Raw genomic sequence first — 24002 nt, 5'->3', positions numbered from 1 at the left:
AATTGATATAAAATTTAGATTTAACTTTGCTGTTCTATGAAAATTCTGATCATTGAAGATAATAAAGAACTAGCCCACAGCATGACGTATTATCTGGAAGAAGAGCACTACATCTGCGAATGTGCCTATAATTATAATGAAGCTTTGGAACGCCTGAGCTTCAATACTTATGATTGTTTGTTACTCGATATTATGCTCCCGGATGGAAATGGGCTGAACCTCCTCAATCATATTAAAAGTGAAAAAATCAACAGCGGCATATTAATTATTTCAGCTAAAGATGCGCTGGACGATAAAATCAAAGGCCTTGAAAAGGGTGCCGACGATTATATTACAAAACCGTTTCATTTACCCGAATTACACGCAAGACTTAGAGCAGTATATCGCAGGAAAAAAATGGATGGTTACAATGATGTCCGTTTTAATGAAATATTATTGAATACCGATACCTTTGAGGTTTTCATCCATGAAAATAGATTAGATGTCACGCAGAAAGAATTTGAGCTATTGCTTTATTTTTTGGTTAATAAAAACAGGGTCCTGTCCAAACAATCCATCGCTAACCATCTTTGGGGAGATCATACCGATAATTTAGCTAACTTTGACTTCGTTTATCAGCACGTTAAAAACCTCAGAAAGAAAATAGCAATTGCACAGGGTAATGATTATGTAGAAACAATCTATGGTCTGGGCTATAAGTTTAATGCGTCAAAATATAACGGCTCATGAATTTACTAAATAAAATATCGATCTGGTTCATTGCCATTGTACTATTGGTTACTCCTCTTAGCATGTACATCTCTTATTCCAATATTAAAAAACGTTTGGACAATGTTGAAATAGAGCGACTGAGATCAGTAAATAATTATGTAGCCGCCCAACTAAAAAGAGGAGAAACACCTGAAAAAACATCTCAGGGATTACCCATTTCTATTAAACCCTATACAGGAAGTGGTATTATTCCTACCAACCCTGAAATTATTCACACCTGCCTGGATAATAATGGTCCCTCTCGTAACGAATGTAAAATACAAATCAATACGTTTGTCACAGCCGCAAATAAAACATACAAGATCTCTTCTTATAGCTATATCACCTCTACAGAACAGATCATGAAAGGTATGCTCACTGCATTACTGTTAAAAGTACTACTCATCACAGCTATAGTATTCATTACCGCAAGAATATTATCCCGGTATATACTTAAGCCTTTCCATCACGCTATAGATAATATTCATCATTTTAATATTCAGAAGCGGGAACCTCTTCAGTTACTCTCAACAAGCACAAATGAGTTTAAAAAACTTAATGAGTTTCTCAGGCTCATGACCGATAAAGCCATTGAAGATTACACCTCCGTTAAAGAATTCAGTGAAAATGCGTCTCATGAAGTACAAACCCCTCTGGCAATCATACAGAGCAAAGTTGAGCTTTTAGCTGAAACAGAAATCAATGCAAAACAGGCGGCATTATTGACCGACATCCAAAACTCCATAGATAAACTTACCAGAATCAACCGCTCGTTGATCCTGCTTACAAAACTTAACAATCAGGAATTCCTCACATATGAGAAATTAAAATTCTGCCGGGTGGAAAAAGAAACCATCCATGCTTATTCAGATCATATTGCATTAAAAAACATCACCCTGAACAGGCACTGTGAAAAAGATGTATACATAAAAATCCATCCCGCACTAGCAGAAATTCTTTTGAACAATCTTTTATCCAATGCAATCCGGCACAATGTGAAAAACGGAAATATAGAAATTTCACTGACCCATAAATTCTTCAGGATCAGCAATACAGGATTGCCTCCTGATATTCCCACCCAGGAACTTTTTAAAAGATTCAAGAAAAGCAATCAATCCACAGAGAGTATTGGTTTGGGCCTTTCAATCGTAAAACAAATTTGCGAAGTCAATACATTCCCTGTTCATTACGACTTTAGTGATGGCTGGCATTGTATTACGGTTTATTTTGATTCAACAGAAAACCACTCTTTATTTACTCCAACTTCCTCTTCCACCCCTTCCCAAGAGATTGAAAACATAAAGCCATCACTTAATTTTGCTGAATAAAATCAATCCACAAAAACGGTTGTTTGATTAATTTATACAGAACTTCAAATTTGCTTCAAAATGTGTTTTTTACTTTGAATAAAGAAAAAAATATACTCGATGCTTTTAAGAGCTTTTATTCTATCCGTCTCTACGATTTTTTTAATCAACAAAGTAAGCGCACAGGAAGTCATCACACTTCAATCCGCACTTGAAACAGCTGTCCACAATTACGGAACCATTAAAGCCAAAGAATCCTACCGTTTATCATCGCAGGAATCCGTAGAATTAGCCAAAAGGCAGTATTTGCCCAACCTCAACTTAAGTGTACAGCAGGATTTTGGAACTGTAAATGGACAGAACGGTCCTTTATATGGATTTGGTGGTTACGGAGTAGCCTCTTCCGGACTTCCTCTTCCTGAACAAAACTGGAATGCTTCATTCGGAGCCCTGTATCTTGCTAATGTCAATTGGGAGTTCTTTTCATTTGGAAAAGCAAAACAAAGAGTAAAGGTGGCTCAATTTAAAAACCAAAGAGATACCAGAGACCTTTCCGATGAAATATTTCAGCATAAAATAAAAGTCGCGGCAGCTTATCTGAATGTTCTGGCAGCGAAAAAGCTGAAATTATCCTATGAAAAGAATTTAGGAAGAACCGACACCATAAGGAGAATTGTTGAGGTTAAAGAAAAAAACGGGCTCGTTCCCGGGGTTGACCTTTCTCTTGCCAAAGCAGACTATGCCAACGCCATGATCACTTACACAAAGGCAAAAGACAATGAGCAGGAGCAGGAAAATAAACTGGCGCAGTTAATGGGTATTCCGTCCCAGGAATTCAGACTTGACAGTACCATTCTCAAAAGAATTCCAACAGATCTGCCATCAGAAAAAAAACTTGGTCCTAAAAGACCACCCTCTTCTTGCATTTTATAAGAGCCGGATCGATGTAAGTGAAGAAGAAAAACAATTGCTCAGAACACAATACTATCCATCATTTTCCATGGTTGGAATTATACAAACACGCGCCTCAGGATTCGGTAACGGATATGCTCAAAACCAAAATGACTATTCTATGTCTTATTGGGACGGAATCCACCCAACCAGAAGCAATTATCTGATCGGACTGGGAGTATCCTGGAATTTCACACAGACCTTCAGATTATCAAAAGAAATCAGCGCGCAGGACTATGTAAGCCAGGGGCTAAAGCATGAATATGATCTTGCAGAACAGCAGCTCAAGGCACAGCTTGATTTGTCTGAAAATAAATGGAACAATGCTCTTACCGTGTACGATCAGGTTCCGGCTCAATTAAAATCTGCAAATGATGCTTATATCCAGCGATCTGCATTATACAGAAACGGCCTCACAGATATTGTTGACCTATCCCAGGCCATATATGCACTGATAAGAGCAGAGACAGATAGGGACATCGCTATTAGCAACGTTTGGAACGCATTACTATTAAAAGCAGCCGCAACAGGTGATTTTACAGTTTTCGAAAGTGAACTGTAAGGTTAAATATAAATTACATCAATAATAGATCAATGAACTTAATAAGATTTGCATTAAGAAAACCCATTACGATTCTGGTGATTGTAGCCGGACTGTTTTTCTTTGGAATACGGTCCGCCAATTCGATCAAAGTCGACATCTTTCCTAAACTGGATTTACCGGTTATTTACGTTTCCCACCCTTTCAGCGGATATACTCCACAACAAATGGAAGCTTTTTTCGCTAAACAGTACATCAATATTTTCCTTTTCGTAAACGGGATCAAAAGTATTGAAACTAAAAACATTCAGGGATTGACACTGATGAAAATCAATTTTTATCCGGGAACCAATATGGCCCAGGCCGCTGCTGAGCTCAACTCTTTTTCCACAAGGATCCAGGCAGCATTTCCTCCGGGATCCAACCCTCCGTTCATTATCCGTTTTGATGCGTCTACCCTTCCCGTGGGGCAGCTTGTTTTGAGCAGTGATAAAAGAAATAACAATGAGCTTCTTGATTTAGCCAACGTATATGTTCGCTCCACATTTACTTCCATTCCCGGAATTGTTTCTTCTCCTCCTTTTGGAGGAAATATACGGACTGTGGTAATCAATGCCAACCCGGATTTACTCCGCCAGCATAATTTAACTCCTGATCAACTTGTAGAAGCATTACGTCTTAATAACCAGACTGCACCTTCAGGGAATGTACGCATCGGGGATAAATATTATATTACTCCAACCAATACGATGATCAAAAACGTAAAAGATTTTGGAAACATTCCTTTATATAAAGGAGGAGTACAAAACCTTTATTTAAAAGATGTAGCAACGGTAACCGACGGAGCAGACATGACCTCCGGGTACGCATTGGTTAATGGACGCCGTTCAGTTTACCTGAGTATTGCCAAAAGTGCTGATGCCTCAACCTGGGATGTTGTCCAAAATCTTAAGAAACAACTTCCCCAGATCCAGTCTAATCTTCCCGACGATGTTAAGGTAAGCTTTGAATTTGACCAATCGACATATGTTATCAATTCCGTTAAAAGCTTGATGAGTGAAGGAACAATAGGTGCCCTGCTGACAGGACTCATGGTTATTTTATTCCTTGGAGATATACGGGGTGCTATCATTGTAATTCTTACTATTCCTATTTCCATTATTTCAGCGGTACTGTTTCTTAATCTCTTCGGGCAGACCATCAATATTATGACCCTAAGTGGGCTTGCGCTGGCTATCGGAATCCTCGTTGATGAAAGTACCGTTACCATAGAGAATATACATCAGCATCTCGATATGGGAAAACCAAAAGCCTTAGCCATCTGGGATGCCTGTAAGGAAATTGCTTTTCCAAAACTCTTGATCTTGTTCTGTATTCTTGCTGTTTTTGCCCCGGCTTTTACAATGGAAGGAATTCCAGGCTCCCTATTTCTGCCTTTGGCTTTGGCAATAGGATTCAGTATGATCATTTCTTATTTCCTTGCACAAACTTTTGTTCCTGTAATGGCCAACTGGATTATGAAAGTAAAGCACCACAAAGCGAAAGACGGCCATACCATGACCGAAGCAGAAGAACTTGATGCTGCGGGACTAAGTGATGAAGCAGACACCTGGAGCCAGAAAGAAATACTCCTGCAAAACATCGATAGCAACAGGGATGGTAAAGTAAGCCTATTTGAAAAAGTGAGATTCCGGTACCTTAAATTTCTTGACCGGATTATGCCCTTTAGGAAAATTATTGTCTCGGCTTATATTCTGGTAACAATGGGACTGGTCGCTCTCTTTCTCAACAGCATAGGAAGAGACGTGCTACCTCAGGTAAATGGTTCCCAGTTTCAGGTAAGGATGCGTATCCCGGATGGAACGAGGATTGAAACTACAGAACTTCAAACACTGAAGCTGCTCGACGGCATTAAGGATATTGTCGGAAAAGATAACATTTCTATTACCTCAGCTTATGTTGGAACCCATCCGAATCTTTTTTCTGTAAGCCCGATATATCTTTGGATGGCAGGATCACATGAAACAGTATTACAAGTGGGATTACATGAAGGCTTCCATGCAAACCTGGATGATCTTAAAGATAAAATCAGAGAAAAGGCTAAAAGCATCAATCCGGATATGAAGCTTTCCTTTGAGCCCATAGAATTAACAGAAAAAATATTAAGCCAGGGATCTCCAACTCCGATTGAAGTAAGATTATCAGGCAGAAGCAAAGAGCTTAACGAAACTTATGCTAAAAAAATAGCAGAGGAACTTAAAAAAATACCCTACTTAAGAGATGTCCAAATCGGGCAATCGATTAAATACCCTTCGATTGACATCAACGTAGACAGGATCAGGGCAGCCCAACTGGGAGTAGACATGACCGACATTTCACGTTCATTGGTTGCTTCTACCTCTTCATCCCGATACACCGAAAAAAACATCTGGACTGACGAAAAAGCAGGATATAGCTATAACGTACAGGTACAGATCCCTGAAAATAAAATGAATAGCAAAGCTCAGATTGCAGGAATCCCTTTGCTGAAAAACTCTAACAGACCTAATTTAGGGGATGTGGCAACTATAAAAGACAGCTACACGTACGGGGAAACAGATAACCTCGGTGCAATGCCAATGCTTACAGTAACGGCCAATTTAAATCACACCGATTTAGGAAAAGCATCAAAAGATGTCCAGAAGGTAATTAACAACCTTGGAGAATTACCGAGAGGGCTGAATGTCGGATTAATTGGTCTAAGCCAGACTCTCAACGATACCCTGAGCAGTTTACAAAGCAGTCTGATCATTGCCATTCTCGTAATCTTTCTGATGCTGGCTGCCAATTTCCAGTCTTTTAAAGTATCCGGAGTCGTATTGGTAACTGTCCCTGCGGTATTATTAGGCTCTCTTGCATTGCTTATTATTGCGGGTTCAACGCTTAATCTTCAATCCTATATGGGTATTATCATGTCCGTAGGGGTATCTATTTCCAATGCCGTGCTATTGATAACGAATGCAGAGCAACTGAGAAAACATAATGGAGATGCTTTACTATCAGCAAGAGAAGCTGCGGCACTAAGGATCAGACCTATTGTAATGACCGCCTTAGCAATGGTCGTAGGAATGGTTCCTATGGCACTTGGATTAGGAGAAGCCGGAGATCAGGTCTCTCCGTTAGGACGTGCAGTAATCGGAGGATTAATTGCTTCTACATTTGCAGCATTGTTTATTCTTCCGTTGGCTTTTGCATGGGGACAGGGAAAAACTTCTACCCAAAGCGTATCACTTGACCCTGAGGATGAAGAAAGTATCCACTTTATACCAGAACTTTTAAAATAAAATAACCAAATGGCTATTAAAAATTTAAATATGAACCGTTTATATCAATATTTCATTCCGGCAGTTGTTCTATTATTCAGCTTGCAAAGCTGTGAACAAAACAAAGCGGAAGTAAAAAAGACCGCAACACCATCAGCACCTGAAATAGAAGCTATCAATCCTAAGCAGGGAGATTTCGCTTCATCCACCACTATTCCCGGGGAACTTCAGCCTTTCCAGAAAGTAGACGTATATGCTAAAATAAGCAGTTTTGTTAAAAAACTGTATGTAGATGTAGGAAATGAGGTTGTAGCAGGACAGTTGCTGGCCACACTGGAAGCTCCGGAATTGAATGCGCAGCAAAATGCTGCAGCATCAGCATTAAAATCTAAAGAAGCAATATATATAGCCAGTAAAGCGAAATATGATCGTTTGAAAGAAACCAGTAAAACACCGGGAACCATATCTGCACTTGATCTGGAACAGGCACTTGCTGCCCAAAGATCTGACATAGCACAGCTTGAGGCCGCAAAATCCTCTTATCGAGAAGTGATGGATGTTAAAAACTACCTTCAGATCAGGGCTCCATTCAGTGGGAATATAGCAACCAGAAATGTAAGTGCAGGAGCCTATGTGGGACCTTCCGGGAAAGGATCCGAGTTTCCCCTTTTCAGTCTTGTTCAGCAAAACAAACTTCGTTTGGTAGTAAATGTTCCGGAAGCTTACACAGGAAGCTTAAATAAGAATGGAGAGATAAAATTCTCTGTACAATCTATCCCGGGAGAAACCTTTACCGCTAAAGTATCCAGATTTGCAGGAGCATTGGATAACAGGCTGCGCTCTCAATCTGTGGAAATGGATGTTTACAATAATGATAAAAAATTATTGCCGGGAATGGTTGCCAATGTAATTCTTCCGTTAAGTGATAACAATAAAGCCCTATCTGTTCCTACATCAGCAGTATTAAACTCCACATTAGGTGTTTTCGTTATCAGAGTTGAAAAAGACATTGCCCATTGGGTTCCTGTTACTGCCGGAATTTCAAATAGTGATACGACAACCATTATTGGTGAAGTAAGCCCTAACGATGTGATTATCAAATCAGCAACGGAAGAAATCCGCGACGGACAGAATATAAAAGTAAAGCTCACAAAATAATTAATCTTAATTAGTTGTTAAAAGATATTTTTTATTCGTTTTTCTACAAAAAGTAAAAATTAACCCATTATTAAAGGAATGAGATTTTACTTTGTTAAAGAATCTTAATAAAAAAAACCGCAGTATCACCAAAAATGGGATGTTGCGGTTTGTTTTTCTTTAACATACGTAAATAATATGTTAAAATGTGTTAAAGTAAGAACCTGACATTAATCATATCGAAGCTCTTTTGGTTGGAATCTCTACTTTTGTAATGCTTTTAGAAATAAATATTCCTTATTTAACACGGATAATCAAATATATATGAAGAAAAGAGTTTTGTTTTATTTAGCTGCTTTCGTTTCTACGATGTCATTACAATCTTGTGTTACAAACTACGTAGTTTCAAAACCAGCAACTTACACTAAAGAATACAAAACAGATGCCAAACTAGCTTCTATAGATACCAGAAAAATGGAACAGGATAAGAAGCAATTAATCAATTCTTTTATCTCTGAGAAGGCAGCCGTTTTATCTAATGCAAAAAATACTTTAAGAAATTCTGAGATTGCCAAAGCAATCAAACACAATAAAACGATCGACAATATCCTAACCGAAGCTGAAACGTACCTAGGAACTCCTTACAGATATGGAGGAACAACAAGAAATGGTATAGATTGTTCAGCTTTTGTTCTTTCTGTATTCGGAGCAGCAGCAGGTCTTAGTTTACCAAGAGTTGCAGCTTCTCAATCTCAGGAAGGAGAGAGAGTTGAAAAAGAAAACCTACAGAAAGGAGATTTGATTTTCTTTTCTCACGGTAGAAGAATCTCTCACGTTGGTATTGTAGAAAGTGTTTCTGAGGATGGGGAGATTAAATTTATTCATGCAGCTACTTCTAAAGGAGTTATGATTTCGTCACTTAATGATTCATATTGGGGACCGAAATTCAGATTTGCAAAGAGAGTGATTAATGAAGAGGGAGATGCTTATAATAACTTAGCTGCAACTACAGCATCAACAGCAACAAGTTTTTAATTTTAAATAATTGATTTAAATAATGAAAGCCATCAAATATTTGATGGCTTTCTGTTTTATCTGTTTTCAATTGGTTTCTATTTGATGACATCTTTCTTTCAACGCCAAAAGCTAACTATTTCGATCAATATCTAAGTCAAGGCGATAAAGTAGCCCATGCACTTCCGAAAAGTGAAAATTTAGCCTTTTTCAGCCTGTTGGAAGCAGGATCTATAGTATAATTGAAAGATGTTCTGAAATCAGCCTTTTCAAGGTTGGAATTTTCGAAGATTGCCCCGGAAAGATCACAATTATTAAATACGGAATTCGATAAGTCTGCCTCTGCAAAATCAACTTCCGTCAATTTTGAGTTTTTAAACAAAGTTTTCTTGATCGATGTTTTATAAAAAACAGAATTGTTTAAAGAACACCCTTCAAATCTGAACGACATTCCAAACTCATTGCATTCATCAAAGTGAAGCCCGAACATCTTACATTCTTTAAACACCACCTCCCGAAATGCTGTTGAAACAAGCTTTGCCATACTCAGATTACATCCGATAAATTCACAATCATTAAAACTGAAAAAAGAAAGGTCCATATACTCAAGATGGCAGTTCCGGAATATACAATTTTCATATTCGCCTTTTTGAAATTGGGAAAAGTCCCCATTTTCAAAAACCTGATTAATAACGTATGCTTCTTTCATACCAGGATGTTTAAAAGAAATTTTTGTAATAAGTTTTAATAATAACGATGAGTTTTTAGAAAGCCTTTTGTAGCTAACCTATAACGACCGCTTCTATACCAGACTGTTTTTATCCGAATAGTTGAGCTTAAAAAAGATGAAGGTCATAGTAGAGAAGGCCAGCAAAGAACTTCCTCCATAACTAAAATAAGGTAACGGGATCCCAACGGTTGGAAAAAGTCCCATAACCATCCCTAAATTGATCGAAAAGTGCATTAACAGGATGGAAGCAAAACAGTAGCCAAAAACCCTGTTAAAAATAGACTTTTGCTTCTCTGCAAGATAATAGATTCTTCCAATATACAATAAGTAGCACAAAACAAGTCCCGCACTTCCTACAAATCCCCATTCTTCACCAACGGTACAGAAAATATAATCAGTACTCTGTTCAGGTACAAATTTGCCCTGGGTTACTGATCCCTCACGATATCCTTTTCCTAAAAGTCCGCCAGAGCCAATTGCTGTTTTTGAATAAAGAAGGTTATATCCTGAAGTATCCCTGAATGCCTTTTCTCCTTTATAAAGAACCTCTATCCTCTCCCTTTGGTGTTTAGGTAATTTCTCTAAAATATAAGGTGTTGCAAATGCCAATCCGCACAACAGAATAATAGAGCCTGCAATACTTGAAATGGATATAACATTCCAGGACATTTTATAATAGTTCATTGCAATTAAAATTCCTGCAATGACCAGGATAGCAATCACTACATAAATAGGATTCACCGCAAGAGAAACAAGAAAAACAGCAGCAAAAAGAAATCCTATCCCGAATAATAATCCACTTAATCCTTCTCTATACAATGCAATGAAAAATGCTACAAAAACAAGCAGTGAGCCAACATCCGGAATTGCCAGTACAACAACTGCAGGAATTCCCACGATCGCCAGAGAGGTCAATAAAGATTTTCTATTACTTAAATTAAAATCGGGACCCGAGACATAATTAGCCAGCATCAATGCTGTTCCCAGTTTTGCAAACTCTACCGGCTGCAAACTTAAAGGTCCGAATTTGTACCAGTTCTTTTGCCCAAGAACTTCTTTTCCAAAGGGAAACAATCCGATCAGTAATAAGACTCCAATAATATAGATAATCCCTGCCATATTCTCAAAGAACTTGGTACGGGTGAAAAAGATAATGAGTCCTACAAAAACAGATATCCCAAACCAAACTGCTTGTCTGGTCCCACTTGCCGGTTCCACACTGTAGATGTTTGCTATCGCAAAAATGCAAAGCAGGAAATATAGACCAAGGCCTAATTTATCTAATCCTTCTGTCCATTTCATTGCTTTTTATCTTTTTTAGTTTGAGTTTCTGCGTCTATCTGTTTCTGTAATTTTTCTTTCTGTTTCTTTATAAAATCCAGGCTGTCCTGTATTTTTTTTTAGTTTTACAGAATCCTGTTTCGGATCTTTGTATAAACCTTTACGTTTTAAATCGACGATCCACTGTCTTTTATATTCAGGCATAAAGCTGGCAGATGTCATCTTTTTGTAAAGATTTTCTCTTTTCAGATCTCCTGTAATATATTTCTCAGCGATCACCGTACTTGCTGGTCCTGCCCATGTAGCACCGAATCCTGCATGCTCCATTACAGCAACCACTACAATTTTTGGCTTATCCGCCGGTGCAATCAAAACAAATATGGAATTATCTTTACCCTGAGGAACCTGAGCAGTCCCTGTCTTGGCCAGCTGAGTAAAATCATTTGATTTCAATCCTCTTGCCGTACCTCTTAATACCACTGCTTCCATTCCTTTAAGGACAGGTTCAAAGTGTTTAGGGTCCACTAGAGTTTTATGCTTTTTCTTAAATCTCGGATCCGGATTAGGCTTTCCGTCAATTGATTTTACAATATGCGGAGTATAATACCATCCCCTATTGGCAATAGCTGCCACGTAATTGGCAAGCTGCAAAGGAGTAACCATTACGTCCCCCTGTCCCATTCCGTTGAAAACAGCACCTGTAGCCAAAGGATCCCAGTTTTTACTGTCTTTTTTAGAACCACTTGCTTTAAGGATGGATGCCATTCTTTTTTCATAAAATGCTCCGGAAGGAATTCTTCCTCTTGCACCAACGGCAAAATCATTGTTTAAAAATTCTCCAACCCCAAAGCTGCTCATAATAGCTTTCCACTCGTCAACACCTTTAGATGGATTTCCCGGATATTTATTAACAATCGCTAAAAATGCATAAGAAAAATAACAGTTACTTGAAACCTGTATGGAAGGAATTAAAGGTTCCGCTCCACCGTGCCCCTTGATTCGTAATCCTCTGTAATTGAATCCGCCCCCACAAGGGAAAATCGTGTTTTCATCCATTACTCCCATTTGCATAGCAGATAATGCCGTAAGTAGTTTAAAAGTGGAACCAGGAGGATACCCTGCCTGCAGAGACCTGTCAAATGTTGGCTTATTTTCGTAGATCGTATCTTTAGATAAAGCGTATAAATTTTTGGATTTCATAGGCCCTGTGAAAAGATTAGGATCAATATCCGGACCTGTCGCCGACACTAAAACCTCCCCGTTATTAGGATCTAAGGCAACGATGGCACCATGTTTATTCACCATCATTTCCTCCGCCATTCTCTGAAGATCATAATCAATGGTCAGAGTAATATCTTTTCCTGTAATTACATCCTTATCTAATGCTCCGTTTTTGTATGAACCAATGTTTCGAAGTCTGATATCCTTCTGGATGTATTTCATCCCTTTTACCCCACGAAGTTCTTTTTCGTATGATTTTTCAACTCCTGTTTTTCCAATGAAATCTCCCGGCAGGTAATAAAGCGAATCCTTTTTTATATCTCTTTCATTAACCTCACTTGTATACCCTAATAGATTTCCGGAAGTGGAGACCTCATATTGACGCTGAGGTCTGGAAACGATACTGAATGCAGGATATTTAAAGATGATTTCCTGAACCCTCGCAATATCTTCTCTGCTCAGATCTTTGATAAAAGTCATCGGAGTGAGCTTAGAATAATATTTTTCTTTCTTGATTGTATTGATTTTATTAATGAAGTCGGATTTGCTTATCTTCATTAAATTACAAAATCCCAAAGTATCAAAATCAGGTTTCATTAAAGCCTGAGTGAAAGATATCTCATAAGCCGGTTGGTTACCTACCATGATTTTTCCATTCCGGTCAAAAATAACACCCCTTTGCGGGATCACATATTCTATTTTGATAGATGTATTAGCCGCGTTTAGCGCATACCTGTCCGTAAATAACTGCAAATATGCAAGCCTTGCCACAAAAATAAGGGCAATAACAGCAACAACGGCAAAGATTTTTAAATAACGTGTGTTCAAACTTTTTGTTTGATTTTAAAGATTAATGCGTAAACAACTATAAATATAAAGGAAATTACACTTGTTACCAACACATTAAACAATATTTCAAAAAATCTGCTGAACTTAAAGAACTCAATATACTGTACTAAAAGCTGGTGCAGGAAAATACTTGAAAATAGAAAAAGTAAGAACTGCCCCCATTGCAGAGATTGAAAAGAAAAGAAGTCGGTGGACGTATCAGTGGACGTCCTGAAGATCAATGTTCTGAAATACGCAATAAGTGTTGTAGCCAGTGCATTAATTCCCCATGAATATAAGAAGGCATCAATAGAAAGTCCTATTAAAAAACTCAATGCCAAAAATTGAAATTTATTTCTGAAAAAAGGATAAAACATGACAAATACAGGATATAGCACGGGAGTATACTTCCCGAACAAAGTGATCCTGTTCAATACAAAAATCTGTAATGCAACAAGAAAGATCATGATTAATATATCCGTAAAAAGTGTTCTGCTAATCATTTTCCTTTTTTATTACTGCCTGTAATGTATCCTGGATTTTTTGAACCTCAGCTTTCTTCAGGCTTTTTACCACATACACTTTATTCAGGGAACCCATTTTCTCACTGAGTTCTACTGAAATATCCCAGAAACCGGTTTTGTTATCTACTGAGTATCCTGCCACAGTTCCAATCATTACCCCTTTGGGAAAAATCGCTGATTTTCCATCGGTAACAATCGTATCTCCAATCTTCAGGGCTACATATTTCGGGATATCTGCCAAATGCATTACCCTAGAGTTATCTCCGTTCCATGTTAAGGTTCCAAAATACCCAGATTTTTTTAACGAAGCATTGATCCTGATACGGTTAACACTTAAAACCGACTGAACCAAAGCATAACTATCTGTTGAATTTATAACGATCCCTGCAATTCCCTTCGGAGCCATAACTCCCATCTGAGGAAATACCCCATCTCTGCGGCCACGGTTAATCGTAAAATAATTATTTCTCCTGTTAATACTGTTGAAAACAATTTCGCCATCCACAAATGTATAGATCTGGCCACCTCCTAAAGTATCGTGAACTTTTCTGAAGATCGGCTTTTTAGCACCATCCTTTCCATACAGTTCAATCATTAAAGCTTTATTCTGAGCAACAAGATCTTCATTGATTTGCTTAAGCTTCAAATAAGAAACCCCTTCATCAATATAACCGGAAACCCAGGAATTTAACGCTGCGGACTGACCAGCAATCCAGGATTTTTGCATGGCATTTTTAGAAAATATAAGGACCAGAGCAATAATTTGCAAGAAAATAAAGAAGACAAAAAGAGCGTTCTTCGAAAATAATCTCAGCAAAAATCCCATTCAGATAGTGTTCGTAAAAGTTAAAATTATTTAATTAAGAAATTGAATTTATCCATATTCTTAAGTGCAATCCCGGTTCCGCGAACAACCGCTCTTAACGGATCTTCAGCTACAAAAACAGGAAGACCTGTTTTCTTATGTAATCTGTCTGCAAGACCTCTCAACAATGCACCTCCTCCTGCAAGATAAATACCTGTTTTATAAATATCAGCTGCCAGTTCAGGTGGTGTTAAAGAAAGAGTTTCCATTACGGCATCTTCAATTCTGATGATCGATTTATCCAATGCGCGGGCAATCTCTTTATACCCAACCATGATTTCTTTTGGTTTACCTGTGATAAGGTCTCTACCTTGTACCGGAATATCTTCAATATCCACATCCAGATCTTCAACAGCAGATCCTACTTCAATTTTCACTCTCTCGGCTGTTCTTTCACCAATATAAAGGTTGTGATGTGTTCTCAGAAAATAAGCGATATCATTCGTGAATACATCCCCTGCAATTTTCACAGACTTGTCACAAACAATACCTCCTAAAGCAACTACTGCAATTTCAGTTGTCCCTCCACCTATATCAATGATCATATTACCTTCCGGTTTTTGAACATCAATTCCTACTCCTATTGCAGCCGCCATTGGTTCATAAATCAGTCTTACCTCCTTAGCATTTACTTTTTGTGCAGAGTCTCTTACCGCTCTTTTTTCCACTTCCGTAATTCCGGAAGGGATACAGATTACAATTCTTAAAGCAGGCTGAATGAATTTACCTTTTATACCAGGAATTTTTTTAATAAACTCCTTGATCATATGTTCAGAAGCATGAAAATCTGCAATAACCCCATCTTTCAAAGGACGAATTGTTTTGATGTCTTCATGGGTTTTCCCCTGCATATGTTTAGCCTGTTCACCAACAGCTATCGGCCTTCCAGTAGATCGCTCAATTGCAACAATTGAGGGCTGGTCTATAACAATTTTATTATTATGGATGATAAGTGTGTTAGCGGTTCCCAAGTCTATCGCAATTTCTTGCGTAAACATATCGAATAAACTCATATTTTTCTTCTGATTTAAGTTTACAAAGATATAAATTAAACACTACCAATAAAATTTGGCAAGCATATAATTTGGTTAAAATTTTATTAAAATTTGAAATAATTCTTTAACGGTCAATTTAATTTCTTATAATATCAATCCAAACTCAGAACAGTAACGGATTTATAGTTTTTCACGATAATTATCATACACAATTTCAGAAAGTGTTTAATTAAAAAAAGCGTAAATTTGCCCCCGGATATGTTACAAAACACTCATACAAATCAAACTTCAAATTTCGCCGTTCTTTCCATAAGCTACGAAAAGGCAGATGGAGAAACACGAGGGAAATTTGCGTTTTTTGATGAAAACATAAAAAATTTCGTTACCCGTATTCACGATGAAAATTTAGGGGATGCCTTTGTGGTTTCTACCTGCAACAGGACCGAAATATATACCACTACTTCCAACTATCTTTTGGTTGCTGAAGAATACTGTAAAACGATCGGGGTTAACATTACTGATTTCTTGCAGTTTGCCAATATCCTTACCAAGGAGGAGGCTTTAACTCATTTGTTCAGGGTTGCCGCGGGTCTTGAAAGCCAGATCATCGGGGATTTTGAGATTATCGGGCAGATCAAAAAAGCATACAGCCGTTTTAAAAAAGAAAGAAAGAACTCTAATCCTTATTTGGAAAGAGCGATCAACTCGGCGATCCAGATTTCAAAAAGAATTAAAAATGAAACCGGGATATCCAATGGGGCCGCTTCAGTTTCTTATGCTGCTGTTCATTACATTCTGAATAATCAAAAAAGGATTACCGAGAAAAATATTCTGCTTTTAGGAGTGGGTGAAATCGGACAAAATACGGTTGAGAATCTTGTAAAGCACGTTTATCAGCCTAAAATAAAAATCACCAACAGAACCCAGGAGAAAGCTGAAAAGATTTCTCAGAAATATACCATTCCCCACGTTGATTATGCAGACTTCGATAAAGAACTGAAAGATACAGACATTCTGATTGTGGCAACAGGGGCAAAACATCCTATTGTAAACGCTTCACATTTTCCAAACGGAAAGGAAACTTTGGTCATTGATCTTTCCATTCCCCACAATGTTGAAAAAAATGTTACGGATAATAAAAATGTAACCTTGATCGATGTGGATGAATTATCAAAACAAATTCAGGAAACAATCCAGCAGAGAGAAAAAGAAATTCCAAAAGCAGAACAGATCATCAAGGAAATGTCTAAAGACTTCATAGAGTGGGAGAAAAAAAAGAAAACTCGCTCCCAACATTCATCATTTCAAAGCGGTCCTGAAAAATATGGAGCGTAATGAAATGCATCAGTTCTACAGAAAAAATAAATACATCAATGTAGACGATATGGCACTTTCTGAAAAGATGATTCAGAAAATTACCAGCCGTTTTGCAAAATACATCATAGATAACCCTTTAAAAGCCGAAGAAATTAGTAAATTAATGCACGAAATATTAGTTGAACAACCAAACAACGAATTCAATGAAAAGCATTAGAATAGGAACAAGAAATTCAGCACTTGCTCTTTGGCAGGCGAGAGAGGTCGCAAGGTATCTGCAAAATAATAATTACACGACTGAGATCATGCCCATCCTTTCTTCGGGTGATAAAAATCTTAATCAACCTCTTTACGCTTTAGGGATTACAGGCGTTTTTACCAGAGATCTGGATACCGCATTATTAAATGATGAAATAGATATTGCTGTACACTCTCTGAAAGATGTCCCTACAAAACTTCCCCAACATACAGAACTTATCGCATATCTGGAAAGAGATTATCCGCAGGATGTTTTAATAAGAAAAGAATCAGCAAAAAATAAAGAGTTTCATGAACTTAAGTTAGCAACAAGCAGCTTGAGAAGAAGAGCCTTTTGGCTGAAATATTATCCGGAAGCAACTTTCTCCGATATTCGTGGAAATATACAGACACGCCTTCAAAAATTGGAAGAACAGGATTTTGATGCCACTATATTATCTTTAGCAGGAATCAAAAGAATGAAAATGGACATTGATTACGAGATGCTTCCTTTAATGATCCCAGCGCCTTCTCAGGGAGTTATCGCAGTTGCCGGACATTCGGATAAAAAAGAAATCAATGAAATAGTACGTCAGATTAATCATAAACCCACACAAATCTGCGTTGAGATTGAAAGAAATTTCCTTAGTACCCTTGAAGGAGGATGTACTGCACCCATCGGAGCCTTTGCTGAAATATTTGATGACCAGATCCGCTTTAAAGCAGCACTTTGCTCACTGGACGGAAAAAACTGCATCGCAACGGACGAAAATTTCACATATAATGAGAGTGAAAATTTCGGAGAAAAATATGCAAAAATAGTACTCGAAAATGGTGGCAAGGAATTAATGGCCGAAATAAAGAGCCAGATATAAATTCAGGCTTTTGCCGGCAATCAATTTTATCTCAAATGAAAATCTTATTTACCAAAAATATAGACCCCTCTGTTTTATCCAAAGAATTAGGAGATGACATTGGGGTTGATTGTATTGAGGTAATTAAAACAACTCCGGTTCGTGTTAAACCATTCGATTTAAAAAATTACTCACTTATTTTCACAAGTGCCAACGGAGTGACTTCTTTTTTCGAAAATCAGTTCAGACCTAATGAGGATTTTACGACAAAAAATTACAACAAGATTTATTGCGTCGGGGAAAAAACAAAAAGAATCCTCCGAAAATATGGGTTTGGCACCTTTAAGGTTCTGAAAAATGCAGAAGCACTTTCGGAATTTATCATTGGGCATTGTCCACATGAACAATTCCTGCATTTTTGTGGAAACCTGGCCATTGATGTTCTGGACAATGAACTGCCATTACAAAATATCAAGTACAGAAAGATAACAGTTTATAATACCGAAGAGATCAATCCGTTAATATCTGAAAAATATTATGGCATAGTCTTTTTCAGTCCAAGTGGAGTTCGTAGTTTTGCAAAGCGAAATTCATTAGATCATACGAAGCTGTTTTCTATTGGAGAAACAACCTCCAATGAAATAAAAAAGTATACCCGGGAAAAAATTTTCACTTCAGAAGGTAATACTCTGGTTTCCATTTTAGAAATGATCAGAAGAGAAAGTAAGAACAACCTGTAGCAAATTTGCGCTATCAATTTTACTGCAGATTTAAATAAATTATGATTAAGAACGACCTATATTTAAAAGCCCTTCGCGGAGAGACCGTAGAAAGACCTCCTGTGTGGATGATGAGACAGGCCGGAAGATACCTGCCGGAATTCATTGCATTAAGAGATAAATATGATTTCTTTACAAGATGTCAAACTCCTGAACTCGCTTCTGAAATTACCGTACAGCCGATCCGTAGATATCCGTTGGATGCTGCTATTTTGTTTTCTGACATTTTAGTAGTACCACAAGCAATGGGAATCGACTTTAAAATGAAGGAATCAGTAGGCCCATGGCTAGACACTCCCATCAGAACAATGGAGCAGGTTCAGAATGTTGTGGTTCCAGATGTGAATGATACTTTAGGATACGTTTTTGATGCCATAGAATTAACCTTGTTAAAATTAGATAACGAAATCCCGTTGATCGGTTTTGCAGGATCTCCATGGACTATCCTTTGCTATTGCGTGGAAGGAAAAGGAAGTAAAGCTTTTGATATTGCCAAATCATTCTGTTTTCAACAACCGGAAGCAGCCCATTTGCTTCTTCAAAAAATTACAGATACTACCATTGCCTATTTAAAGAGAAAAGTAGAAAAAGGAGTATCTGCAGTGCAGATTTTCGATTCCTGGGGAGGAATGCTCTCTCCAGATGATTATCAAGAATTTTCATGGCAATACATCAATCAGATCGTGGAAGCCTTAAGCCCGTTGACCCACGTGGTTGTATTTGGAAAAGGATGCTGGTTTGCCCTGGAAGAAATGACAATGTCCAAGGCCTCAGCTCTTGGAGTAGATTGGACAATAAAACCTGAGTTTGCAAGAACTTTAACCAATCATACAATGACCCTTCAAGGGAACTTTGATCCGGCCCGATTGCATTCAACCCCTGAAACCATAAAAAAGATGGTAAACGAGATGATTCATCGATTTGGAAAGGATCGCTATATTGCTAATTTAGGTCACGGAATTCTGCCAAACATTCCACTGGAGAACGCAGAAGCCTTTATCAGAGCTGTTGTAGACTGGAAACCTTAATAGTTTCACGACTCAGATATAAAACAAATCCCTTTCAATAATTATTGAAAGGGATTTGTTATTACAAAAAGCCCTTGTTTAAGAGACTATTTCAGAGATTATTCTTTTATAATTTTCTTACTGATAATTTCCTTTTTATTATCTATCAGAATCAGATAGCTGCCTTTCGGCAAGTCAGAAAGATTATATCCGTCCGCCAATCCTGTAAAGCTCTTAATTTGACGGCCTGCTAAATCCAGCACGGTGATTTTAGAGTCAAATCTTAAGTTTCCAGACTGAATATGTACAAAATCTTTCACAGGATTAGGGTATACCTGCATCTTATCTGCAAATGAAACCTCAGAAGTACCTAATGCTCCGGAAGTAATAGCAACATCATCTACGACAACACCGTAAGAATAATCCCCTGCATCGTCATATACAAATCTCATTTGAAAATTAGCATTGGCATAAGGCGTAAGATCAATATTCGTAGCTTGCTCATAGGTTGTAACAACATATAAAAATGTATTAAAATCAAGATCCCACTGACCAGCATCCCCCGAAAAAGTAAATACCTGTACCCATGATGTTCCGTTAAAAACCTCGACTTTTAACGTTGAATCATCATCATAAATCATGTTAGCATACTTAAATGAGAGTTTAGGGTTCTGAACCGCCGATAGGTTAATAACAGGAGATACAAGCCTGGCATTGGAGTTTATGCTTGAGGGCCCTGCATTATCATCATCAAAAAAAAGCTGCACCTGAGGGAAATGTAGCGAAGCCATTTTCAGATCCTACGTCCCAATTAAAAGAAGTATCGGGATTATTTGTCGTCCATCCTGATGGTAAAGCATTTCCATCAAAATTTTCAGAGAACACCTGGGCATTGTATATTCCACACGCCAAAATAAAAGAAAGTAAATATTTTTTCATAACTCATCTTATTTATTATATTAAATTTAATAATTAATATCATTATAATTGTAAAATTTAACACAATAATTATTTTTTATGAAAATTAAACACAAAAAACATAAGAGTTTTACTTGAATTTATGATTATATTTAACTTCTAACACTTTAAAAATCAAATAACATGAAAAAATTAAACAAAGAAACAATGAAGGCTTTATATGCCGGCGGCGAAATATGCCTGGAATGCGCCTACGGATATTACCAGGTTATTATACAAGGAAGATGTTATTGCGTTCCTTGGGAATAATAAACCTATAAAAAAAAGCAGTTTACAACTGCTTTTTTATTTCTTTTATTTCGATTAACTTAACATTCTTTTGGCCTTTTTTACTCCTTCTACAAGAAGATCAATTTCCTGAAAAGTATTGTATACTGCAAAACTTGCTCTTACAGTTCCTGCAATATTAAAGAAATCCATTATTGGTTGCGTACAGTGATGCCCTGTCCTTACAGCTACACCCATCTTATCCAGAATCATTCCTACATCGGAAGATATTCCTACTCCTTCTAAATTAAAGGAAACAACACCCGTTCTTCTGGCCTTTTCTCCATAGACTTTAAGACCTTCAATCTCTAAAAGCTGTCTTTGAGCATATTCCAACAAAGCATTCTCATGCCTCTGAAGATTTTCGTGTCCTACTTTTTCAATAAAATCTACTGCCGCTCCTAATGCTATATTACCTCCGACATTTGGCGTTCCTGCTTCATACTTAAATGGCAACCCGGCATAGGTCGTTCCATCGAATGAGCATGTGGCAATCATTTCCCCTCCTCCATGAAACGGTGGCAAAGAATCTAAAATATGTTCTTTCCCATACAGTATTCCGGTTCCCATTGGAGCGTACATTTTATGCCCTGAAAATACAAAGAAATCACAATCTATTGCCTGCACATCAATTCTGAAATGAGGAGCAGACTGCGCACCATCAATAACGATATAAGCATCGGAATTCCTCCTGGTCCTTGAGATAATCTCTTCAATAGGATTTACAACCCCCAATGCATTTGAAACCTGGTTTACGGCAACAACTTTAGTTTTCTCGCTTAGATACTGATCCAAATAATCAAGCTGTAAAATACCATTGTCATCAATCGGAATCACACGAAGCTTTGCACCTGTTCTTTCACATAGCAACTGCCATGGAACAATATTAGAATGATGTTCTAAATATGAAATAATGATCTCATCATCTTTTTTCAGCTTTCCGGTAAGAATATAAGCGATGAGGTTTAACCCTTCCGTTGTTCCCTTTGTAAAGATCACCTCAAAATCATGCTTTGCATTAATAAATTTCTGGATCTTTCTTCGCGAAAGCTCCATTTCTTCAGTAGCAAGCTGACTTAAAGTGTGAATCCCTCTGTGAACATTTGCATTAATTTCTGTATAGTATTGGTTCCAAACCTCTAAAACGGAGTTTGGTTTTTGTGATGTCGCTGCATTATCCAGATAAACCAGAGGCTTACCGTTGACCTCCTGATCTAATATAGGAAACTGACTTCTTATTTCTTGAATGTCAAACATTTATTATAAATTTTACAATTATTTATGTTCTTATTTAGAACACTTCAAATTTACATCTTTTTTTTTTGAAAGGCTAAAGAAAGAATAGCATTATAGATGCAATCTAAAATAAAAAACCTGCCAAAAAATTGACAGGTTTTTATATCATTGTTATTAAGCAATTCTTATTCAGCTGCAGTTTCCTCAGCTGCTGGAGCAGCTCCTTCAGCTACAACCTCTTCTTCATCCTCATCATCTTGTGCTGCTGCACCTCCCTTCATTGCATTTCTAGACATCTTAACAGCTACAACAACTGCATTGTCAGGGTGCATGAAAGAATATCCTTCAGTTTTGATAGCACCAACATATAGTTTGTTACCAATCTTAAGTGAAGTAATATCAATAACGATCTCATCCGGCAAGTTTGCAGGGATCGCTTTTACTTTTAGCTTTCTGAATGACTGACGTAGAACACCCCCAGCAACAACACCTTTAGAACGACCAGTAACTCTTACCGGAACTTCCATAATAACCGGCTTATCAGCAGATAATTGATAGAAGTCAGCATGAAGAATTTTGTCTGTAATTGGGTGGAACTGAATATCCTGAAGAACTGCTGGAATTGTTTGTCCGTCAACTTCAATAGATACCGTGTGTGCTTCAGGAGTATATACTAAACCTTTGAAAGATTTCTCTTCTGCAGAGAAGTTCAATGGTTCTGTCCCTCCATAAACAACACAAGGAACTAATTCAGCATCACGTAAAGCTTTTGTAGACTTTTTGCCCACGCTTTCTCTTTTTGTACCTTGAATTGTAATAGATTTCATTTATAAAAATTTAAAATTTTGTTTTAAAATACAATTTGCAAACTTCAGTAAATCAATTAGATAACAAATTTACTACTGATTGACTGATGCTCATGAACCATCTTCATAACATCTGCAAATAATGGGGCGCAAGATAGCACTTTTATTTTAGATGACAAATTATTTTTAACAGGAATTGAGTCAGTTACAATAACTTCCAACAATTTAGAGTTCTCAATATTCTCGTAAGCCTTTCCTGAAAGCACTCCGTGAGTAGCCATTGCTCTAACTGTTTTTGCTCCTTTCTCTATTAAGATATCAGCAGCCTTGCAAAGCGTTCCTGCTGTATCAATCATGTCATCAATAAGAATAACGTTTTTACCATCTACATCCCCGATAAGGAACATTTCCTCTACAACATTAGCTTTCTTTCTCTCTTTGTAAGCAATTACAACTTCAGCACCCAGGTGTCCGGCATAGTTTTTAGCTCTTTTTGCCCCACCCATATCCGGTGAAGCGATGGTAAGATTATCCAGATTCAGGTCTCTGATATAATCTACGAAAATAGTTGACGCATACAAGTGATCCACAGGAATTTCAAAGAATCCCTGAATCTGATCCGCATGCAGATCCATTGTCATAATTCTGGTCGCTCCCGCAGCAGTTAAAAGATTAGCAGCCAACTTAGCACCTATAGGAGCTCTTGGCTTATCTTTTCTATCCTGTCTTGCAAGTCCGAAATAAGGAAGTACAACAGTAATACTTTTCGCAGAAGCCCTTTTTGCAGCGTCAATCATTAGAAGAAGCTCTAATAGATTATCCGCGGGAGGAAATGTAGATCCAATCAGGAAAACCCTACCTCCTCTTACTGATTCGTCTAAAACAGGTTCGAATTCCCCGTCACTAAACTCCTGGAAGTTTATTTTTCCTAATCCCTGCCCATAATGCTGAGCAATTTTTTCTGCCAAGTCCTTACTTGTCCTTGTACTAAATAGATAACTTAACTGATCGGCCATTTTTACTTTTTAAGATTTTGCAAATTTAAAAAAAAAACCACAAGAATTAGTCTTGTGGT

Annotated in this window: 21 protein-coding genes and 2 pseudogenes; 12 read left to right on the top strand and 11 right to left on the bottom strand. The window is 37.5% G+C overall.

Annotated elements, in window-relative coordinates:
- Positions 1–36: 36 nt before the first annotated feature.
- The 7 genes from ACJ5H0_RS13310 (at position 37) to ACJ5H0_RS13280 (ending at position 9023) form a co-directional block, all read left to right on the top strand.
- Positions 37–729, top strand: a complete 693-nt coding sequence (locus tag ACJ5H0_RS13310) for a response regulator transcription factor (protein ID WP_172282069.1) — start codon at positions 37–39, stop codon at positions 727–729.
- Positions 726–2078, top strand: coding sequence for a sensor histidine kinase (locus ACJ5H0_RS13305; RefSeq protein ID WP_411249888.1), 1353 nt, complete (start codon positions 726–728; stop codon positions 2076–2078). Before ACJ5H0_RS13310 ends, ACJ5H0_RS13305 begins: the two co-directional genes overlap by 4 nt.
- Positions 2079–2177: 99 nt before the next feature.
- Positions 2178–2990 (top strand): TolC family protein, encoded by an 813-nt coding sequence (locus ACJ5H0_RS13300; RefSeq protein ID WP_411249887.1) that lies wholly within the window; start codon positions 2178–2180, stop codon positions 2988–2990.
- Positions 2953–3570 (top strand): TolC family protein, encoded by a 618-nt coding sequence (locus ACJ5H0_RS13295; RefSeq protein WP_411249886.1) that lies wholly within the window; start codon positions 2953–2955, stop codon positions 3568–3570. Before ACJ5H0_RS13300 ends, ACJ5H0_RS13295 begins: the two co-directional genes overlap by 38 nt.
- 32 nt (positions 3571–3602) lie before the next feature.
- Positions 3603–6872, top strand: coding sequence for an efflux RND transporter permease subunit (locus ACJ5H0_RS13290; protein ID WP_273650378.1), 3270 nt, complete (start codon positions 3603–3605; stop codon positions 6870–6872).
- Between the two features lie 30 nt (positions 6873–6902).
- Positions 6903–8009, top strand: coding sequence for an efflux RND transporter periplasmic adaptor subunit (locus ACJ5H0_RS13285; protein WP_411249885.1), 1107 nt, complete (start codon positions 6903–6905; stop codon positions 8007–8009).
- A gap of 303 nt (positions 8010–8312) precedes the next feature.
- Positions 8313–9023: a C40 family peptidase gene (locus ACJ5H0_RS13280; RefSeq protein ID WP_172282063.1), complete on the top strand. Its 711-nt coding sequence runs from the start codon at positions 8313–8315 to the stop codon at positions 9021–9023.
- A gap of 136 nt (positions 9024–9159) precedes the next feature.
- Here ACJ5H0_RS13280 and ACJ5H0_RS13275 read toward each other — a convergent pair whose 3' ends face one another.
- From ACJ5H0_RS13275 to ACJ5H0_RS13250, 6 genes and pseudogenes are all read right to left on the bottom strand, one after another.
- Positions 9160–9711 carry a pentapeptide repeat-containing protein gene (locus ACJ5H0_RS13275; protein ID WP_411249884.1) on the bottom strand — a complete coding sequence of 184 codons (552 nt, stop codon included), beginning with the start codon at positions 9709–9711 and terminating at the stop codon, positions 9160–9162.
- A 93-nt stretch (positions 9712–9804) separates the two neighbouring features.
- Positions 9805–11034, bottom strand: a complete 1230-nt coding sequence (gene rodA, locus ACJ5H0_RS13270) for a rod shape-determining protein RodA (RefSeq protein WP_172282061.1) — start codon at positions 11032–11034, stop codon at positions 9805–9807.
- Positions 11031–13062: pseudogene (locus ACJ5H0_RS13265) on the bottom strand (peptidoglycan D,D-transpeptidase FtsI family protein). Before ACJ5H0_RS13265 ends, rodA begins: the two are co-directional and overlap by 4 nt.
- On the bottom strand, positions 13059–13565 hold the full coding sequence (locus ACJ5H0_RS13260) for a rod shape-determining protein MreD (protein ID WP_172282059.1): 507 nt from the start codon (positions 13563–13565) through the stop codon (positions 13059–13061). Before ACJ5H0_RS13260 ends, ACJ5H0_RS13265 begins: the two are co-directional and overlap by 4 nt.
- Positions 13558–14412: a rod shape-determining protein MreC gene (gene mreC / locus ACJ5H0_RS13255; RefSeq protein ID WP_345991011.1), complete on the bottom strand. Its 855-nt coding sequence runs from the start codon at positions 14410–14412 to the stop codon at positions 13558–13560. Before mreC ends, ACJ5H0_RS13260 begins: the two co-directional genes overlap by 8 nt.
- Before the next feature lie 26 nt (positions 14413–14438).
- Complete coding sequence (locus ACJ5H0_RS13250) at positions 14439–15464, bottom strand: rod shape-determining protein (protein WP_034680746.1); 1026 nt, start codon at positions 15462–15464, stop codon at positions 14439–14441.
- A gap of 240 nt (positions 15465–15704) precedes the next feature.
- Here ACJ5H0_RS13250 and hemA point away from each other — a divergent pair.
- From hemA to hemE, 4 genes and pseudogenes are all read left to right on the top strand, one after another.
- Positions 15705–16980 (top strand): annotated as a pseudogene (gene hemA, locus ACJ5H0_RS13245) (glutamyl-tRNA reductase).
- Entirely contained in the window at positions 16967–17875 is a 909-nt protein-coding gene (gene hemC, locus ACJ5H0_RS13240) for a hydroxymethylbilane synthase (RefSeq protein ID WP_273650372.1), read from the top strand. Before hemA ends, hemC begins: the two are co-directional and overlap by 14 nt.
- 35 nt (positions 17876–17910) lie before the next feature.
- Positions 17911–18594 carry a uroporphyrinogen-III synthase gene (locus ACJ5H0_RS13235; RefSeq protein ID WP_411249883.1) on the top strand — a complete coding sequence of 228 codons (684 nt, stop codon included), beginning with the start codon at positions 17911–17913 and terminating at the stop codon, positions 18592–18594.
- A 41-nt stretch (positions 18595–18635) separates the two neighbouring features.
- Positions 18636–19661, top strand: a complete 1026-nt coding sequence (hemE, locus tag ACJ5H0_RS13230; protein ID WP_172282052.1) for a uroporphyrinogen decarboxylase — start codon at positions 18636–18638, stop codon at positions 19659–19661.
- A 98-nt stretch (positions 19662–19759) separates the two neighbouring features.
- Here hemE and ACJ5H0_RS13225 read toward each other — a convergent pair whose 3' ends face one another.
- Complete coding sequence (locus ACJ5H0_RS13225) at positions 19760–20431, bottom strand: T9SS type A sorting domain-containing protein (protein ID WP_411249882.1); 672 nt, start codon at positions 20429–20431, stop codon at positions 19760–19762.
- Positions 20391–20579, bottom strand: coding sequence for a hypothetical protein (locus ACJ5H0_RS13220; RefSeq protein ID WP_411249881.1), 189 nt, complete (start codon positions 20577–20579; stop codon positions 20391–20393). Before ACJ5H0_RS13220 ends, ACJ5H0_RS13225 begins: the two co-directional genes overlap by 41 nt.
- 162 nt (positions 20580–20741) lie before the next feature.
- On the opposite strand from ACJ5H0_RS13220, the gene ACJ5H0_RS13215 reads away from it, so the two are divergent.
- Positions 20742–20867, top strand: a complete 126-nt coding sequence (locus ACJ5H0_RS13215; RefSeq protein ID WP_411249880.1) for a GNAT family acetyltransferase — start codon at positions 20742–20744, stop codon at positions 20865–20867.
- A 54-nt stretch (positions 20868–20921) separates the two neighbouring features.
- Here the strand turns inward: ACJ5H0_RS13215 and ACJ5H0_RS13210 are convergent, their stop codons facing one another.
- The 3 genes from ACJ5H0_RS13210 to ACJ5H0_RS13200 all read right to left on the bottom strand — a co-directional run bounded on the left by ACJ5H0_RS13210 (position 20922) and on the right by ACJ5H0_RS13200 (position 23943).
- Positions 20922–22142, bottom strand: coding sequence for an aminotransferase class V-fold PLP-dependent enzyme (locus ACJ5H0_RS13210; protein ID WP_411249879.1), 1221 nt, complete (start codon positions 22140–22142; stop codon positions 20922–20924).
- A 164-nt stretch (positions 22143–22306) separates the two neighbouring features.
- Complete coding sequence (locus ACJ5H0_RS13205) at positions 22307–22948, bottom strand: 50S ribosomal protein L25/general stress protein Ctc (RefSeq protein ID WP_172282044.1); 642 nt, start codon at positions 22946–22948, stop codon at positions 22307–22309.
- A gap of 56 nt (positions 22949–23004) precedes the next feature.
- On the bottom strand, positions 23005–23943 hold the full coding sequence (locus tag ACJ5H0_RS13200; protein WP_172282042.1) for a ribose-phosphate pyrophosphokinase: 939 nt from the start codon (positions 23941–23943) through the stop codon (positions 23005–23007).
- Positions 23944–24002: the final 59 nt, after the last annotated feature.

Origin of the sequence: Chryseobacterium proteolyticum, from assembly GCF_046591535.1 — a bacterium.
Lineage (GTDB): Bacteria > Bacteroidota > Bacteroidia > Flavobacteriales > Weeksellaceae > Chryseobacterium > Chryseobacterium proteolyticum.
The sequence above is the reverse complement of the archived record's forward strand: the minus strand, read 5'-3'. Positions and strand labels throughout refer to the sequence as shown.